Origin of the sequence: Sphingomonas sp. CCH21-G11 (assembly GCF_001555965.1) — a bacterium.
Lineage (GTDB): Bacteria > Pseudomonadota > Alphaproteobacteria > Sphingomonadales > Sphingomonadaceae > Sphingomonas.
In genome coordinates, this window is the sequence record NZ_LSHX01000049.1 from 45,327 (window position 1) to 62,551 (window position 17,225).

A 17,225-nucleotide genomic window follows, 5' to 3' on the forward strand; every position below is an offset into this window, starting at 1 on the left:
CCCGCATGGCGTCGATGATCCGCAACTGGGATTTCGTGCCCTCCGCGCCGTCGCTGCTGGTGCGGTTGTCCAGGCTGAAACGGCGGCTCGCCGGCCGGCGCGCCTTTCCGCAATGGCACGCGGTCGTCCCCGTGCGTCCGGCGGATCGCTGGAACTGCCTGTTCCTGTTCGCCCCCGACGGCACGCTCAGCGCGACGCAACGCCATACGCTCGCCCTCGTACGGGGCCTGTCGGGCAGGCTGATGGTCGTCGTGGCGACGCCCGATCCCGGCCAGATTCCCGATGGCCTCGTCGAAACGTGCGACGCGCTTTACTGGAAGGCGCTCGGCGGCTTCGATTTCTCCGCCTATTCGATTGCGCTGCACGCGGTCGCGAACGGCGCGCCGGGTGCACATCTTTACCTTCAGAACGATTCCGTCCTCGGCCCGTTGGGCGATGTCGATGCGTTGATCGCGACGACATCGTGGCGGCTGACCGGCTTTCTCGCCAGCGCGAATGCCGAAAACCATGTGCAGTCCTATGCCCTGTTCTTCCGTCAGGTGACGCCCGACCTGATCGCGGCACTGCGGCCCGTGATCGACATGATGCACGCCTATGACCGCTGGCAGGATGTCGTGACGCTGCAGGAAACGCGGCTGGCGCGGGTCGCTTCACGGGCGCTGGCGGTGGGGGCGCTGTGGTACGATCCGGATTCGCGGTCCGATGTTCCGGGACTGGTGACGGCACTGTGGCGGAAGATAACGGGCACGCCGGTGATCAGCGGGCCGGTCAACGATCCTTCGTTGACCTCGGCCACCGCGCTGGTCGACATGGGCTTTCCGTTCCTGAAGCAATCGCTGCTCGGCCGGAACGCGCATCTTCAGGACCGCGCCCGGGTTGCCGCGGTGGCGGCCCGATATGGCTATCCCGGGCTCGAACATGGCTGAGCGGGCGTGCATCGACATCGTCATCGTCAACTGGAACGCCGGGCCGTTGCTGGCGCGTTGCCTGTCGTCGATCGCGACGCATGGCGGCGACCGTGTCGGCTGCGTCTATGTCGTCGACAACGGATCGACCGACGGATCGGCGGATGTCGACGTGCCCGGCCTGCCTCTCGTCGTCATTCGTGCGGGCGCCAATCTGGGTTTCGGCCGGGCGTGCAACCTGGCGGCGGATCGCGGCAGCGCGCCCCTTATCCTGTTGCTCAACCCCGATACGGAGCTTCACCCGGGTGCGCTCGATCAATGCGTCGCCCGTCTTGAACAGGCCGACGGCGGGCAGATCGGCGTGCTTGGCGTGCGTCTGGTCGACGAAGCCGGGGCGGTCCAGCGCCATTGCGGCCGCTTTCCGACCTGGCGAAGTTTCGTCGGCGCCAGCCTGGGTCTCAGCCATGTCTCGGCGCTGGCGCGACGGTGGTTCCCGCCAATCATCATGGCCGACTTCGATCACCTCAGCAGCCGCGATGTCGACCATGTCATCGGCGCGTTCTACCTGGTCCGGCGGGACATCTATCGCGCGATCGGCGGGTTCGACGAACGCTTTTTCGTGTACCTCGAAGACCTCGATCTATCGCGGCGGATCCGCGCACGGGGCCATCGCATCCATTATTTCGCCGAGCCCGAGGTTTATCACAAGCGTGGCGGCACCTCCGAACAGGTCAAGGCGCACCGCCTGTCCTACGCGCTCCAGGCCAATCTGATTTACGCCTTCAAGCATTTCTCGCGGGCCGGCGCGTTCGCGGTCGCGCTGGCGACCTATGTCGCCGAACCGCTGGCCCGTTCCGCGCGCGCGGTGCTGCGGCGCTCGCCGGAAGAATTGGGCTTCACCTGGCAAGGTTTTGCCATGCTATATGGCGCGACCCCGCGTCTGGCGCGCACGCTTGCGAGCGCGCTTGACCGGAACCGCACCGCGATCCGGATCGACGCGGAACAAGGGAAGGGCGGCGCGTGAAGCTGTGCGATGATCTGCGGACCGGACACGCGGCGCTGTCGTCCGACGCGCGGGCGACAAGGCGATCGTCATGCCGTCTGCACTGACCCCGGGGATGTACCAGCCGCCGGTGATGGGCCGTTCCGCCGGAGAGATCCTGTTGTCCGGGATCACCCGCTGGCTGATCTTCGCGACGCTCGCCATTTGTGTGGTCGTACCCCACTCCTTTCAGGAGGCGACCGCGGCGCTGCTGCTGTTGACGGCGATCGCGTCGCTGCTGATCGTTCGCAAGGCGGCATATCTCGACACGATGCTGATGCTGTATTTCTGCGGCGTCGTCGTGACCGCCTTCTACATATGGATCGGCTATTCCTCTGGCGCGCCGCGTGAGGCGGTCAACCAGACGCTGATCGTCTACATCCTCGCACCGCTGATCTGGCTGCTGATCGGAACCGCGATGTTCCAGCAAATGGGAACGACCCGGCCTGTCCGGCTGCTCGTGCTCCTCACCTGGGTCGCAGTGCTCTCGGTGGCGGCCTTCTTCTATGCGTTTCTGACCTTCGGCAAGGAATCGGTGCAGTTCCTGTCGGAGGACGTGAACGTCAACGTCGCGCGCGGATATTCGGGTGCCAACATCCTCGTCTATGGCTCGCTCATTTTCCTGTCGGGGGCATTTTTCGCGCAGCCGACGCTGGTGCGAAATCGCTTCCTGCGGATGCTGCTGCCGCTTGCGCTGGTCGTCTGCGCGCTGACCTCGGGCCGCTCCGCGCTGATCCTCGCGGTGCCGGTCGGCTTCGTGACAGGCGTGGTGCTGCGCGCGCGCGTCGGCCTGACGGACGAGGACGGCAACAGCGAGTCCGTGTTCTGGCCGACCGTCCTGCTCGGCGTTCTGTCGCTGCTGGCGGTGGTCCTGATCGACGTCGCCCTGGACACCGTCGACCTCCAGGTCGTCATCGGGGAATTCATCGACGAGCTCCAGTCTGGCGGGGGCGCGCTCCGCACCGAACAGGTGGTCGCGCTATGGGACGGCGTCGAGGAAAGCTGGGGACTGGGCGTCGGCCACGGCATCGGCGTTCGCTATCTGCGCAGCGACCTGTTCCCCTGGCGCTACGAGGTCATTCCGCTCGCCTCGCTGCTTCGCGTCGGCTTCATCGGGACGCTGGTCTATGCCAGCGTGTTTGTCGTGTACGGGGCTCTGCTGTTCCGCCGGGTCGCCGAGAAGCTGTTGCGGCCGGAGGACATCTACATGGCCGGCGGCTTCACCGCGAGCGCGATGGCGATGTTCACCAACCCGTACATCGAATCCTTCATCTTCCAGTGGATGTATTTCCTGCCGGTGCTCAGCCTGGGCATCCGTCGAAACGTCGATCCGGGCGGGGCGGCAGCAGCAAACGTGGCGACCGCCTGAGCCGATCTCAGCGGCCCAGGCCGAGCACTGCCTCAACCGGGGTTGCGCGGAATTCGACCCGGTTGGCGCTGACCCGCGCGCTCCTCGCGTCGATCCTTGCCGCCGCGAACACGGTCATCGCCTGCGCGGTTCGACCATCGGGGCTCGCAAAGCGGTTGCCGGACAGCGTCAGGTTGCGGTTGACGCCGTCGACAAAGGCGATGGCAACGCCGTTGCGTGCCCCTGCCGCGCCGCAGTCGACGAACATGTTGCCGGTCAACGCCAGCCGGTCGGATGACCGTATCCACAGCGCGTGGCCGGGGGCTTGATTGCCGGCGCGCTCGAAGCGGTTTTCGTCGACCTCGACCTCGGCCACCATGCCGCGATAGCCGATCTCCGCCATCTTTGAACATTCGATGATCCGGTTGCGCGTGATCCGCACGCCACGGACGCCATCGACGATGAACGGGGTCGCGCAGCCGCGTATCTCGTTTTCCGCGACCATCAGCTCGTAGCGCGGGGTTCCGGTGAGCGACCTGCCCGGGCCATAGCCGAAGATCGCGAAGCCGCCGGCACGATCGACGATGCGATTTTCGGTGATGGTAAAGCCCTGTTGCGCGATGTCGACCGCGTCGTTGGGCCGCAGGTTGAGGGCGACCGCGTTGCCGCCGCCCCCCTGGAACAGGTTGCGGCGGATGACGACGTTGCGAATGATCGCGAAACGGTCGCCATTGGGCTCGCAGTCGATGGCGCCTGGCTGCGCCAGCCCGGTCCGCGGATTCATCGGATCGCCGCGAAGCGGCGTCCCGTCGCCCGGCCGGGTGCAGTTCAGGAACGCGCTGTCCTCGATCAGCAGCCCGTCGCAGTCGATGACCGAAATGGCGTTGCGATTGTTGGCGTTGATGCCGTCGAACCGGCAGTCGCGGACCACGACATCGCGATTGTGGCGCTCCACCGCGGAGATTGTCGACGAGCCGAGATGCAGCCCGTCGCCGCGAAAGCCGGTGAAGTTCACGCGCTCGAAGCGCGCGCCGGTGACGCCGTTCAGCATGACCAGATAGTCGAATTCGCTGAACCCGCGGCGCACCACATCGTCCTCGAGCGAGAGGTCGCGAAAGGCGATGCCCTGAAGGTTTCGGGCCGGGTCGGGTGACTTGCTGTCGGCATGGAACAGGAACGGTGCCGGGCGCGCATAGGACCGCGCGATGATCGTGCGCCCCGGCCCGTCGCCGAACAGCATGGCGCCCGTTGGCAGGTTCGGTTCGGCGGTCGCGACCAGATAGCGCCCTTCCGGTCCCGACCCGCCGGCCGCCGGGGCGTGGACGGGGCGTCCGGTCTCAAGGGCGCGGCGAAAGGCGTCGCTGTCGTCGACGTCGTCCGCGCGGCGAAAATCGGTCACGCGCACCGCATCCGCGCCGGTTGCGCGGGCGATCGCGGCCGCAATCCCGGCGCCGGCCAGTCCGCCGACGATTGCGCGACGTGTCGCCTTCATGGCCGGCGGCGCACTGGCGGCGACACGCCGGCGATGCTAGGGGCAGCGCCGCAAAAGCCGGAGTTTCGATCATCCATCGCGTCGTTTCATCCCTTCAGGGTCGCACCATCCTGATGATGCCCCGCTACACCGATCTGGGCCCGAGCAGCCGGCTGCGCCTGAGCCAGTTCATCCCGGCGCTCCGCGAAGCAGGCGCGTCGGTGGATGTATCGCCCTTCTTCAGTGACCGTTATCTGAACGGCTATTTCAACGATGGCGCGAAGAGCAAGGTGGAAACCGTTCGCGCAATCGCCCGCCGCGCGGCGCGTCTCGCGGGTCCCGCCCCGGATGTCGCATGGATCGAGAAGGAGCTGTTTCCCTATTTGCCCGGCGCGACCGAGCGGGCGTTGACGGCGCGGGGCATTCCCTATGTCGTCGACTATGACGACGCGATCTTCCACAATTACGATCTGAGCGGGTCGGCACTCGTCCGCCGGGTGCTGGCGGAGAAGCTGACGCCGCTGATCCGGGGGGCGGCGGCGATCACTGCGGGCAACCCCTATCTCGCCGATTATGCCGTGCGTCATGGCGCACGGCGGGTGGTCGAGGTGCCGACCGTGGTCGATCCGGGCCGCTATCCGGTCACGGCACCTGCGAAAACCGGCGCGGTGCGGATCGGCTGGATCGGGACGCCGGCCAATGCGCGCTATCTGGACCCCGTCATCGCGGCGATGGCGCAACTGGCGGGAACCGTTCCGCTCGAGCTGGTCACGATCGGCGCCGACCCGATCCTCGACCTGCCGTTCACCCAGCATTGCCATCCGTGGACCGAAGCGACGGAAGCCGAATTGCTGACCGGGATCGACATCGGCGTGATGCCGCTGCGCGACAGCCCGTGGGAACGCGGCAAGTGCGGCTACAAGCTCATCCAGTATATGGCCGCCGCGCGCCCCGTCATCGCCTCGCCCGTCGGCGTCAACGCGACGATCGTCGACCCCGCGGTCGGGCTGCTCGCCGACACCGTCGAGGAATGGAGCGCGGCGATCGCCGAACTGGCCACCGACCGCGCGCGCCGGCTCGCCATGGGCAATGCCGCGCGGGCCCGCGTCGAACGGCATTATTCGGTGGATGCCATCGCGCCGACGGTCGTCGCGACATTGGCCGATGCGATCGCCGCGGCACGCCCGGCATGAAGACGATCGCGTTCATTACCAACAACGGCTCGACCGTCGGCAATTTCCGCGGGGACCTGATCCGCGAGCTTGCCGCGCGCGGCGACCATGTGCTCGCCCTTGCACCCGATTGGGATGAGCCGCAGCGCGCGGTTGCCCGGGCCTGCGGCGCGGAGCCGGTCGACTTCTCGCTCGACCGCGTCGGGCTGCGGCCGCTGCGCGACCTGCGGGATACCGCGCGGCTGTGGCGACAGCTCGACGCGCTGAAGCCCGACATCGTGTTCGGCTATTTCGTGAAGCCGGTGATCTACGGGATGCTGGCGGCGCGCGCGGCTGGCGTGCGGCGGCGGATCGCGATGATCGAGGGTCTCGGCTTCGTCTTCACCGAGGGCGAGGGGGCGACGACCCTTAAGCGTCGTGCGCTGCGGACGGCCGCGACGACGCTCTATCGCCTCGGGCTGGGGGCCGCCCACCGCGTCGTCATGCTCAACCGCGACGACGCCCGGCAATTCATCGATGCCGGCATGGTCGACGCGGCCAAGGTCACGGTGCTCGGCGGGATCGGCGTCGACCTCGATCGGTTCAGCGCGCCGCCGCCGGTGGCGGGACCGCCGGTGTTCCTCATGGTCGCACGACTGCTGCGCGAAAAGGGGGTGCGTGAATATGTCCGCGCCGCCGCCCGTGTCCGCGCGCAGGCGCCGGGCGCGCGGTTCATCCTGCTCGGCGGCCGCGATCTCAATCCCGGCGGGCTGAGCGCGGACGAGATCGACGCGATGGTCGCTGACGGGATCGTCGAATGGCATGGTCATGTCGACAACGTCGCCGACTGGATCCGCGACGCGAGCGTTTTCGTCCTGCCCTCCTATCGCGAGGGGGTGCCGCGCAGCACGCAGGAGGCGATGGCGATGGCGCGGCCCGTCGTCACGACCAGCGCGGTCGGATGCCGTGAAACCGTGGAGGAGGGCGTCAACGGCTTCATGGTGCCGCCGCGCGATGCAGAGGCGCTGGCGGCCGCGATGATGCGCTTCGTCGACCAGCCCGGCCTGATCCCGGCGATGGGCGCGGCGAGCCGGGCGATGGCGGAAGCGCGCTTCGACGTGCGTGAGATCAACCGGCGGCTGATCGCGATCATCGATGGTGAGGGGTAAACGGCGCGAGGCGGCGCGCGCCTTGGCCGATCGCCGTCGATGTGCTTGAGCAACCGGCACGCCCGTTCGGACACGGGGTGCATTGGAGTGAGTCGAGGCAAATGACCAAAACCGTCCTTCACGTCGGCTGCGGCTGGGCATCGCTGGAGAACATGACTGCGGGGTTCCAGGACGGCCGCTGGCGCGAGATCCGCTTCGACATCGATCCCGGCGCACGCCCGGACATCGTGGGTACGATCACCGACATGACCAATGTCGAAAGCGACAGCGTCGATGCGGTCTTCTCCTCGCACAATATCGAGCATGTCTTCGCGCACGAGGTCGCATCGGTGCTCGCCGAGTTTCGCCGCGTGCTGAAGCCCGACGGCTTCATCGTCGTGACCTGTCCCGACTTGTTGAGCGTCGCCGAGCATATCGTCGCCGACCGGCTGGGCGATCCGCTCTATCAGTCGCCCGCCGGGCCGATCACGCCGCTCGACATCTTCTATGGCCATTCGGACGCGATCGCGCGGGGCCAGACCTATATGGCGCACAAGACCGGCTTCACCGCCAAGACGCTGACCGAGGCGGCTAAGGTATATTTCCCGTCGCTCGGCGTGCGGCGGCGGCCCAAGGCGTTCGACCTGTGGTTGATCGCGACCAAGCAGCCGGTCGAGCGCGAGCGGCTGGAACAATTGATGGCGGATTTCGCCAAAGCGTGAGGGGCGGGGCCGCCCGCCCGTCAGCGTGCCCCCCCGGATTCTTTCCTTCTTGCACGGCCTCATTTTCGTCACCCCGGCCTTGTGCCGGGGTCCACCGCGCCACAGGCGCTGACCCCCGACATTCCGCGACGCTGGGCCATCGCTAAGGGTTCAGCGACGATTGCCACGCGACACGCCAGGCGGCACGGTGGACCCCGGCACAAGGCCGGGGTGACGGTAACGGTGTGCGGGTTAGGAGGGCTTTGGAGGCGATCTTCCCGCCCGCTCACCCTGCTTTGCGTAACTCCACTGCAAGCGTCGCACGCGGCTGGTCGGGCCAGATTCCGCGCGTGTCGTAGACGAGCTTGCCCGCGCGCTCGTCGAGCGGCACGGACTTGAACACGTCGTGGTCGACCAGGACGATGAAGATCGGGCACGTTTCGATCGCTTCGTCGATGTCGATCAGCGTCGCTGCCGTGCCCGCGAAATCGCCGGGCAGTTCGGCGGCATGGGGTTCGACGATCCGCACCCGGCTGCCATAACGCTGGGCCAGATGCGAGGCGACCTTGAGCGCCGGGCTCTCGCGGAAATCGTCGATATTCGCCTTGAACGCCAGGCCCAGGCACGCGACCGGCGCACCGGGCAGGCTGTCGATCAGCCCCTCGGCGCGGCCGATCGTATAGGCGATCTTGTCGTCGTTGACGTGGCGCGCGGTGCGGATCAGGCGGCTGTTGGCGGGGTCGCCATGCACCAGGAACCAGGGGTCGACCGCGATGCAATGCCCGCCGACGCCGGGGCCGGGGGCCAGGATGTTGACGCGCGGGTGGCGGTTGGCCAGCCGGATCACTTCCCACACATCGATGCCCATGCCGTCGGCCAGCACCGACAATTCGTTGGCGAAGGCGATGTTGACGTCGCGGAAGGCGTTTTCGGTCAGCTTGGTCATCTCCGCCGCGCGCGCGCTGGTGGTGACGCAGGCACCGCGCACGAAGCGGCGATAGAATTGCAATGCCTTGCGCGCGCAGCGCGGGGTCACGCCACCGATCACGCGGTCATTGTCGATCAACTCGACCAGGATGCGGCCGGGCAGCACGCGCTCGGGGCAATAGGCGACCGCGATGTCGGCGGTGCCGGTGCAATGGCCGGGCACCTTCAGGTCGGGGCGCAGCCGGGCGAGCAGTTCCGCCACCTTGTCGGTGGTGCCGACCGGCGAGGTCGATTCGAGGATGACCGTATCCCCGGCCTTCAGCACCGCGGCGATGTTGGTCGCGGCCTGCAGGACATAACCGATATTGGGCGCGTGATCGGCATCGAACGGCGTCGGCACGGCGATGACGAAGACGTCGGCGGGTTCGATCAGCGTTGCAGCGCGCAGCATCCCGCGCGCGACCACGCCGGAAACCAGGCCGTCCAGATCGATTTCCTCGATATGGACGCGGCCCGAATTGACGGTTTCGACGACTTGGGCGTTGACGTCGATCCCCAGCACGCGCGCGCCGCTGCGCGCGATGACGGCGGCGGTGGGCAGGCCGATATAGCCCAGCCCCATCATGACGACGTTCAGTTCAGCATCCGAAACCATCAGCGACGATCCTTGCGATCCTTTGGGACGCATGGCCGTCGCCGAACGGATTGTGGGCGCGCGCCATGGCCGAATAGGCATGGCTATCGTCGAGGAGGGTGAAGATTCCGGAAACGATGCGGTCGGTATCGGTGCCGACCAGCCGCGCGGTGCCCGCCGCGACGCCTTCGGGCCGCTCGGTCGTCTCGCGCATCACCAGCACCGGCTTGCCCAGCGCGGGGGCTTCCTCCTGCACCCCGCCCGAATCGGACAGGACGAGGTGGGCGAGATCGAGCGCGCGTATGAAGTGCGGGTAATCGAGCGGGTCGATCCGCGCGACGTTGTCGCGGGCGCCCAGATGTCGGTCCATCACCGCCACCACGTTGGGGTTGGGATGCATGGGGAACAGCACCGCGACATCGGGCCGATCGGCGATGCGCTGGATAGCGCGCGCGATCGATTCCATCCCTTCGCCGAAATTCTCGCGGCGATGGGTGGTGACCAGCACGATGCGCTTGCCGGCAAAGCGATGGGCGATCGCGTCCAGCCCCGCCGCCATCGCCGGATCGTCGGCAATCGCCGCCCGCGTCGCCAGCAGCGCGTCGATCACCGTGTTGCCGGTGACGTGGATCGTTGCCGGGTCGATATTCTCGCGCCGCAACGCCTCGGCGGCAGTCTCGGTCGGGGCGAAATGCTGGTCGGCGATCGGGGCGACGATGCGCCGGTTCACTTCCTCGGGCCAGGGTTGCCAGATGTCGCCCGAACGCAGCCCCGCCTCGACATGCGCGACGGGCACGCGGCGATAATAGGCCGCCAGTGCGCCGACCATTGCGGTGGCGGTATCGCCCTGCACGATCACCCGGCCGGGGCGCTCGGCGTCCATCACTTCGCCGAGCCCGGTCAGCAGCCGCGCGGTCAGCCGGTCGAGCGTCTGGCCTGGCTCCATCAGGTCCAGGTCGATGTCGGGCGAGATTCCGGCAATCGCCAGCACCTGATCGAGCAGCCCGCGGTGCTGCGCCGTGACGCAGGTGCGGACCCGCAGACCGGGTGTTTCGCGCAGCGCGCGGATGACGGGGAACAGCTTGATCGCCTCCGGCCGGGTGCCGAAGACGAGGAGCACGGTTTTCTGAGCGGCGGCGGCGGTCATGACGTGACCCATAGCCGTGGCGGCTTAACTCGTCGCTAAAACGGGACGGTTCGCGGATGCATTTCATGCTGCACCCGCGAAAGGATTTGCCTTGCCCCGGACGGCCCACTATCCGACAGCGGCGTCACCGGAGGTTCTGCCAAGATGATCAAGCCCGTCCGCAAGGCCGTTTTTCCCGTCGCCGGTCTCGGCACGCGCTTCCTGCCCGCCACCAAGGCGATGCCGAAGGAGATGCTGACCGTCGTCGACAAGCCGCTGATTCAATATGCGGTCGAAGAGGCGCTGGAAGCGGGTATCGAGCAGATCATCTTCGTCACCGGTCGCGGCAAGGGCGCGCTGGAGGACCATTTCGACATCGCGTTCGAGCTCGAGACGACGATGCGTGCACGCGGCAAGTCGATGTCGCTGATCGAGGGCACGCGGATGACCCCCGGATCGCCCGTTTATGTGCGCCAGCAGGAACCGCTGGGGCTCGGCCACGCGGTGTGGTGCGCGCGCGAGATCGTCGGCGACGAACCCTTTGCGGTGCTGCTGCCCGACGAGCTGATGGTCGGCACCCCCAATTTCCTCGCCCAGATGGTCGCGGCGTACGAACAAGTCGGCGGCAATGTGATCGGTGCGCTGGAGGTGCCGGACAGCGAAACCGACAAGTACGGCATCATCACGCCGGGTACACGCGACGGCAAGCTGACCGAAGTGACCGCGCTGGTCGAAAAGCCCAAGGCGGGCACCGCGCCATCCAATCTGATGATCCCGGGCCGCTACATCCTGCAGCCCGAGGTGATGAAGATCCTCGACAATCCCGTCACCGGCGCGGGCGGCGAAATCCAGCTGACCGATGCCATGGCCAAGCTGATCGGCGTCCAGCCCTTCCACGGTTATACCTTCGACGGCGACCGCTATGATTGCGGCGACAAGGCGGGCTTCATCTGCGCCAACATCGCGCTGGCGCTGGCCCGTCCCGAGCTCGCCCCGCAGGTCGAGGCGTTCCTGGCCGCGCGCTAGAAGCTACAGCACGTAACGGCTGAGGTCGGTGTTGCGGGCGATGCTGGCCAGCTGGCGATCGACATAGGCCGCGTCGATCACCAGCGTTTCGCCGCGACGATCCTCTGCATCGAAGCTGACTTCCTCGAGCAGCTTTTCCATCACGGTCTGAAGCCGGCGCGCGCCGATATTCTCGACCTCGCCATTCACTTCGGCGGCAATGCGCGCGACCGCGCGAATGCCGTCGGGGGTGAAGTCGATCGTCACATCCTCCGTGCCGATCAGCGCCTTATACTGTTCGGGCAGGCTCGCCTTGGTGTCGGACAGGATCGCGACGAAATCCTCCTCGGTCAGCCCCTTCAGCTCGACGCGGATCGGCAGGCGGCCCTGAAGCTCGGGCAGCAGGTCGCTCGGCTTGGCGACGTGGAATGCGCCGGATGCGATGAACAGCACATGGTCGGTCTTCATCGGCCCGTATTTGGTCGCCACCGTCGTCCCCTCGATCAGCGGCAGCAGGTCGCGCTGCACGCCCTCGCGGCTGACCGATCCGCCACGAACATCGCTGACCGCGATCTTGTCGATCTCGTCCAGGAAAACGATCCCGTTGGCCTCCGCATCGGCCAGCGCGGCACGGCTCACCTCGTCCTGGTCCAGCCGCTTGTCGGCTTCCTCCTCGACCAGCTTGGCCCAGGCGGCGGGGACCGGCAGCTTGCGGCGCTTCAGCTGGCCGCCGCCGAACGCCTTGCCCATCATCTCGCTCAGGTTGATCATGCCCATCTGGGGCGCACCGGGGATTTCGAACGGCATCGTCGGGGCCGCATCGACCTCGATCTCGACTTCCTTGTCGTCGAGATGGCCGTCGCGGAAGCGCTGGCGGAATGCCTCGCGCGTCGCCTGGCTCGAATCCTTGCCGGTCAGCGCGTCGAGCAGGCGAGTCATCGCCGCTTCCTCCGCCTTGTCCTTCACCGCGACGCGGCGGCGCTCCTTTTCAAGCCGGATCGCTTCCTCGACTAGGTCGCGGGCGATCTGCTCGACATCGCGGCCGACATAGCCGACTTCGGTGAACTTGGTCGCTTCGACCTTGACGAAGGGCGCGTCGGCCAGCTTGGCCAGCCGCCTGCTGATCTCGGTCTTGCCGCAGCCGGTCGGGCCGATCATCAGGATGTTCTTGGGGCTGACCTCGTCGCGCAGGTCAGGGCCGAGCTGCTGCCGGCGCCAGCGATTGCGCAGCGCGACCGCGACCGCGCGCTTGGCGTCGGCCTGGCCGATGATGTGCGCGTCGAGCGCGCGGACGATGGCTTTGGGGGTGAGGGTGTCGGTCATTCCAGATGAAATCCGTTCGTTTCGAGCGAAGTCGAGAAACGTTGGTCCCGGTGTCGCGTGTCTCGACTTCGCTCGACACGAACGGGAACAAAGGTTCGAGCGTCAGGTGGCGCTGTCCATCGTCTCCACGGTCAGGCGATCGTTGGTGTAGACGCAAAGCTCGGCAGCGATCGCCATCGCCTTGCGCGCCAGCACCTCGGCATCGGGCTCATATTCCGCCAGGGCGCGCGCTGCGGCGAGCGCGAAATTGCCGCCCGATCCGATCGCGGCGATGCCGCCTTCGGGCTCCAGCACGTCGCCATTGCCGGTGACGACCAGCGTCACGTCCTTGTCGGCGACGATCAGCATCGCCTCCAGGTTGCGCAGATATTTGTCGGTCCGCCAGTCCTTGGCGAGCTCGACCGCGGCGCGCAGCAGCTGGCCCTGGTGCCGCTCCAGCTTGGCCTCCAGCCGCTCGAACAGGGTGAAGGCGTCGGCGGTCGCGCCGGCGAACCCGGCAATCACCTTGCCATCCCCCAGCGGACGGACCTTGCGCGCATTGGGCTTCATCACGGTCTGGCCGGCCGAAACCTGGCCGTCGCCCGCGATCACCACCTTGCCGGATTTGCGCACGGAAAGGATCGTGGTGCCGTGCCACACCATGGATTTGTCGTTCATGGCGCTTCAAATGGTCACGCGATCAGGGATGAACAATAGGGCGCGTTGTTCGACGATCAGCGCCCGGCGTAAATCCGGCGCAAGCCATTGGCCAGAAGGTCCGGCACTGGATCGACCGGCCGATCCACGATCTCGAAGCTGACATTTCGGATTTGGTCCGCCTCGATCGACAACAGGTCGAAGGTGGCCAGCGGCAGCTGATCCTGCTGCGCGATCGACCGACGCAGATCGATCAAAAAACGCTGCGCATCGGCGAGGTTGATGCGCCGGATCGAGCCATCGACGGCCAGCGAAAGATCCTGGATCGCACCGATATAGGTGACCGAGAGATTGGGCGCCCACGCGCTCTTGTCCGTAAGGTCGTATCGGGTCAGCACCACCGCCACCGCGATTTTGCTGTCGTCGTCCAGCTTGTTGGCCAGATCGGTTGCCCAGCCGTACAGCCAGCGCGGCAGGGCGTTGGTAAAGGACAGGCGGCGCAGATATCCGGTTATCGCGATGAAGATCGCCAGCGCGAGCGCCAGCTCGATCCCGGCGAACAAGGCAAGGTCGTGTGCACCGCGTGGCCAGCCCCCGACCTGCAACCGATCCAGTTTCTGCGGAAAAACCACGATCGAGGCGATCATCAGGAGCACATGTGCGACCACCGAACTCGCCACGATGACGGTCAGTGACTGGACCGACCCCGGCGCTGGCGGGATCGGTGCGAAGACGCGTCGTTGCGCCCGGCCGCGATCCCCGACACCAAAATGTCCGAACCGGCCAAAAATCCCGTAGAATGCACAATAGGAAGCGAGGCCGGGCAGCAGCAGGAGCAGGACAGCGCCCAGTCGGAAATCGATCACGCGCCCCCCGGCCTCGTCTGGTTACCTTCTTACCGGGCGCGCAGGGGCCGCCATCGCGGCCGACAGCGCGCCATCAGTCAAGACGCTGCGGCTTCGCGGATGTCAGCTTCAGGTGCGTGCGGCCCGTCCTTACGCGCACGACGGGTGTTTTCCAGAACCTTCAGCCAGCTGTTATCGTGTTCCGCCAGCAATCGGCGTCCGTTGCGAAGCGCAGTTTCCGAATTTACCTGCATCGTCACCGGTCTCCTTGCACGCGCCAAGATAACGTTTGGCCATGAAAAAACAATCACCGCGCCCGCTTGGTTGCCGCTACCGGTCCACGCCCTTCGCCTTGCCCCATTGCCGCGCGGCGGTGTAGCCGAGATAGCCGGTGCCGAAGAGGACATAGAGCGGCTCGGGAATACCCGAGAGATAGGCGTTCATCGCACGCACGATGCCGTCGGCGATCCGTGGCTGGACTGCGCCGATCAGCCCCATCGGGATCGACCAGAGCAGCAGCACATACATGACGTAGAGAAAGCTGGGGCGGGCGCGGCTGGTCCACGGGTCGTTCGAGCCCGCCTCGGCGACGATCGCCGACAATTGCGCCTTCAGCTGCTCGAGCTCCTGCGTGCCCTGAAGCCGGATCAGCTCCAGCTTGGCCGCCTGGCGCGCCTTCGGATCGGGAATCAATTTGTCGATCAGCCCGGTGATCGGGCCGAGCAGGGCGTCGAGAACGGCCACGGCGTTTCCTTCTGTCGATGCGTTCGGAACGGGCGGTGATTAACCGATACGGTTGGCGAGCCAGCCATAGAGGAAACTCTCATTCGCCGGCCGGCGCTCGGCGAGTTCAATGTAGCGCGCACCCTGCAGCGCGTTGAGCGCGCGCAGCAGCACGGTTTCGCCCGCCGGGCCGCGCAGTTCGAGAAAGCGGTCGAGCGCGCCGAGCGTCGCGGAGCCGATCCGCCCGTCGCGCGCGATGTCGGGATAGTCGCGGCGCGTGCGGTTGAGCACGTTGAGCGCGCGTTGCAGGAACATCGTCGCGGTCGCGGGCCCCATGTTCACACCGGTGTCGAAAAGTTCGGCGGCGACGCCCGGTGCGCGCGTCGCGACGTCGTCGAATCGGGGCGCCTGCCAATAGATGGCGCGGTAGATCCGTTCGGCCACCGTGCGCGGCATGTCGCGCATCGCGCCGTGATAGCCATGCTCGCGGGCCACCCGTTGGGTGATTCCGAATTTGGTCGCGCCGCCGCGATCGTCGGGGTGGTCGGAATAGCCGCCCTCGCGCGAAATCACGTCGTCGATGAGCTGGTCGATGTCCATAGGGGTGCCTCCGGTTCGGGCGGCGGTATTTAGCCCATCTGGTTCGTGTAGGACAGCAATGTCCTTCGCGATGTCGGGAGGGGCTTGGGGTAGAAAATGATGAAGCGGATTGTCTCCCCAGCGCCCGATCTCGGAATAAGCATCTGATCGCCGCGACGCCTGAATTTTCCCGTCACCCCGGGCCCGGTGCCGGGGTTCAGGGTGCTGCAAAGCGTCGTCGCACCCCAGTTGAAGCCGAGCCAGTGCGTGGGGCGAGGGACGCACGCCGATGATGAACCTGTACAGGTTGCGCGATGGACCCCGGCGCGAGGCCGGGTGACGAGAAACGGGTGCTGAATGTTTACGGCCCCTCGCGCAGGCAGGAGGGGAGAGTCCCTTTCCCTTGCCGTCGTCTCTCGCCATATCGCGCCGGTGACTTCCGTTTCCCCTGTCCCGCCGCTGGCGCTCTATATCCACTGGCCGTTCTGCGTCTCCAAATGCCCCTATTGCGATTTCAACAGCCATGTCCGCGACCAGGTCGACCAGGATCGCTGGCGCGCCGCGCTGCTCGCCGATCTGGCGCATGAGGCCGCGCTGTTGCCGGGGCGGCGGCTGGGCTCGATCTTCTTCGGTGGCGGCACGCCCTCGCTGATGCCGCCGGCGACCGTCGCCGCGCTCATTGACGCGGCGACCGTGCACTGGCCAGCCGAGCCCGATATCGAGATCACGCTGGAAGCCAATCCGTCGTCGGTCGAGGCCGCGCGCTTCACCGATCTGGCACAAGCAGGGGTCAATCGCGTGTCGCTGGGGTTGCAGGCGCTGGACGATGCGGCGCTCGGCTTCCTGGGCCGCGCGCATGACGTGGCGGAGGGGCTGGCGGCGCTGGCGACCGCGCAGCAGGCATTTGCGCGGGTAAGCTTCGACCTGATCTATGCCCGGCCGGGCCAGACGCCCGATGCGTGGCACGCCGAACTGGCCCGCGCGATCGCGTTCGGGACCGAGCATCTCTCGCTCTATCAGCTGACGATCGAGCCGGGTACGCGCTTTGCGACGCTGGCGGCCAAGGGGGAATTGACGATCCCCGATGGTGACGCCGCCGCCGACCTGTTCGAGCTGACCCGCGACCTGACCGGCGCTGCCGGCCTGCCCGCCTATGAGGTGTCGAACCATGCGCGGCCGGGCGCGCAGAGCCGCCACAATCTGACCTATTGGCGCTATGGCGACTATGCCGGCGTCGGTCCCGGCGCGCATGGCCGGCGCGGCGGCATGGCAATTGCACGGCGCAAGAAGCCGGAGAACTGGCTGGATGCGGTCGATCGCAACGGCCATGGCATCGAGGTCGAACAGGCGCTGACCCCTTCCGAGCAGGCGACCGAAGCGTTGGTCATGGGCCTGAGGCTGGCCGAAGGTGTGGAGATGGCGCGCATCGGCCGGGACTGGGTGGACGACGCGGCAATCGCGCGGCTGTCGGCGCAGGGGCTGGTCACGCGCGACGGCGAGCGGCTGGCCGTCACGCCAGCGGGAATGCCGGTGCTCGACGCGATCCTGCGCGAGGTGGTGCGGGGGTGATGCTGCGCTGGGGCTCGGTCGAATTTGGCCGGGTAAGCCCCTCCCCTTCAGGGGAGGGGCTTACCCGGCCAAATTCGACCGAGCCCCAGCGC

Annotated in this window: 17 protein-coding genes; 8 read left to right on the plus strand and 9 right to left on the minus strand. The window is 66.9% G+C overall.

Translation table 11 applies throughout. The features are described 5' to 3' along the window. The first annotated feature begins 5 nt into the window (after positions 1-5). The 3 genes from AX676_RS12945 to AX676_RS12955 all read left to right on the plus strand — a co-directional run bounded on the left by AX676_RS12945 (position 6) and on the right by AX676_RS12955 (position 3,316). On the plus strand, positions 6-926 hold the full coding sequence (locus AX676_RS12945) for a hypothetical protein (protein WP_066480544.1): 921 nt from the start codon (positions 6-8) through the stop codon (positions 924-926). Beyond that, a complete protein-coding gene (locus tag AX676_RS12950; protein WP_082731148.1) occupies positions 919-1,929 on the plus strand; it encodes a glycosyltransferase family 2 protein in 1,011 nt (336 codons plus the stop codon). Before AX676_RS12945 ends, AX676_RS12950 begins: the two co-directional genes overlap by 8 nt. 70 nt (positions 1,930-1,999) lie before the next feature. Further along, positions 2,000-3,316: a hypothetical protein gene (locus AX676_RS12955; RefSeq protein ID WP_156437761.1), complete on the plus strand. Its 1,317-nt coding sequence runs from the start codon at positions 2,000-2,002 to the stop codon at positions 3,314-3,316. Between the two features lie 7 nt (positions 3,317-3,323). Here AX676_RS12955 and AX676_RS12960 read toward each other — a convergent pair whose 3' ends face one another. Continuing rightward, a complete protein-coding gene (locus AX676_RS12960; protein WP_066480546.1) occupies positions 3,324-4,787 on the minus strand; it encodes a right-handed parallel beta-helix repeat-containing protein in 1,464 nt (487 codons plus the stop codon). Between the two features lie 113 nt (positions 4,788-4,900). Here AX676_RS12960 and AX676_RS12965 point away from each other — a divergent pair, with 113 nt between their 5' ends. From AX676_RS12965 to AX676_RS12975, 3 genes are all read left to right on the plus strand, one after another. Next, positions 4,901-5,959 (plus strand): glycosyltransferase, encoded by a 1,059-nt coding sequence (locus AX676_RS12965; RefSeq protein WP_066480547.1) that lies wholly within the window; start codon positions 4,901-4,903, stop codon positions 5,957-5,959. Continuing rightward, entirely contained in the window at positions 5,956-7,086 is a 1,131-nt protein-coding gene (locus tag AX676_RS12970) for a glycosyltransferase family 4 protein (RefSeq protein ID WP_066480548.1), read from the plus strand. The genes AX676_RS12965 and AX676_RS12970 overlap by 4 nt, the downstream gene beginning before the upstream one ends. 101 nt (positions 7,087-7,187) lie before the next feature. Continuing rightward, complete coding sequence (locus AX676_RS12975; RefSeq protein WP_066480549.1) at positions 7,188-7,787, plus strand: class I SAM-dependent methyltransferase; 600 nt, start codon at positions 7,188-7,190, stop codon at positions 7,785-7,787. A gap of 265 nt (positions 7,788-8,052) precedes the next feature. Here AX676_RS12975 and wecC read toward each other — a convergent pair whose 3' ends face one another. Together wecC and wecB are read right to left on the minus strand one after the other, a co-directional pair. Continuing rightward, positions 8,053-9,348: a UDP-N-acetyl-D-mannosamine dehydrogenase gene (gene wecC / locus AX676_RS12980; RefSeq protein WP_066480550.1), complete on the minus strand. Its 1,296-nt coding sequence runs from the start codon at positions 9,346-9,348 to the stop codon at positions 8,053-8,055. After that, on the minus strand, positions 9,332-10,474 hold the full coding sequence (wecB, locus tag AX676_RS12985) for a non-hydrolyzing UDP-N-acetylglucosamine 2-epimerase (protein ID WP_066480641.1): 1,143 nt from the start codon (positions 10,472-10,474) through the stop codon (positions 9,332-9,334). The genes wecC and wecB overlap by 17 nt, the downstream gene beginning before the upstream one ends. A 144-nt stretch (positions 10,475-10,618) precedes the next feature. Between wecB and galU the strand changes: the two genes are divergently transcribed. Continuing rightward, positions 10,619-11,479 carry a UTP--glucose-1-phosphate uridylyltransferase GalU gene (gene galU / locus AX676_RS12990; RefSeq protein ID WP_066480551.1) on the plus strand — a complete coding sequence of 287 codons (861 nt, stop codon included), beginning with the start codon at positions 10,619-10,621 and terminating at the stop codon, positions 11,477-11,479. Between the two features lie 3 nt (positions 11,480-11,482). Here the strand turns inward: galU and hslU are convergent, their stop codons facing one another. The 6 genes from hslU to AX676_RS13015 all read right to left on the minus strand — a co-directional run bounded on the left by hslU (position 11,483) and on the right by AX676_RS13015 (position 15,585). Next, complete coding sequence (gene hslU, locus AX676_RS12995; RefSeq protein WP_066480552.1) at positions 11,483-12,781, minus strand: ATP-dependent protease ATPase subunit HslU; 1,299 nt, start codon at positions 12,779-12,781, stop codon at positions 11,483-11,485. Positions 12,782-12,883: 102 nt separating this feature from the next. Continuing rightward, entirely contained in the window at positions 12,884-13,438 is a 555-nt protein-coding gene (hslV, locus tag AX676_RS13000; RefSeq protein ID WP_066480554.1) for an ATP-dependent protease subunit HslV, read from the minus strand. Between the two features lie 56 nt (positions 13,439-13,494). Further along, positions 13,495-14,064, minus strand: coding sequence for a hypothetical protein (locus tag AX676_RS13005; RefSeq protein ID WP_156437762.1), 570 nt, complete (start codon positions 14,062-14,064; stop codon positions 13,495-13,497). 296 nt (positions 14,065-14,360) lie between these two features. Then, positions 14,361-14,522, minus strand: coding sequence for a hypothetical protein (locus AX676_RS17905; RefSeq protein ID WP_156437763.1), 162 nt, complete (start codon positions 14,520-14,522; stop codon positions 14,361-14,363). A 70-nt stretch (positions 14,523-14,592) separates the two neighbouring features. After that, entirely contained in the window at positions 14,593-15,006 is a 414-nt protein-coding gene (locus AX676_RS13010; protein WP_066480559.1) for a holin family protein, read from the minus strand. Between the two features lie 39 nt (positions 15,007-15,045). Continuing rightward, the gene (locus AX676_RS13015) at positions 15,046-15,585 is read right to left on the minus strand and encodes a glycoside hydrolase family 108 protein (RefSeq protein ID WP_066480560.1); all 540 of its coding nucleotides are present in this window, start codon (positions 15,583-15,585) and stop codon (positions 15,046-15,048) included. Between the two features lie 402 nt (positions 15,586-15,987). Between AX676_RS13015 and hemW the strand changes: the two genes are divergently transcribed. Next, a complete protein-coding gene (gene hemW / locus AX676_RS13020; protein ID WP_231726104.1) occupies positions 15,988-17,133 on the plus strand; it encodes a radical SAM family heme chaperone HemW in 1,146 nt (381 codons plus the stop codon). Positions 17,134-17,225 lie beyond the last annotated feature (92 nt).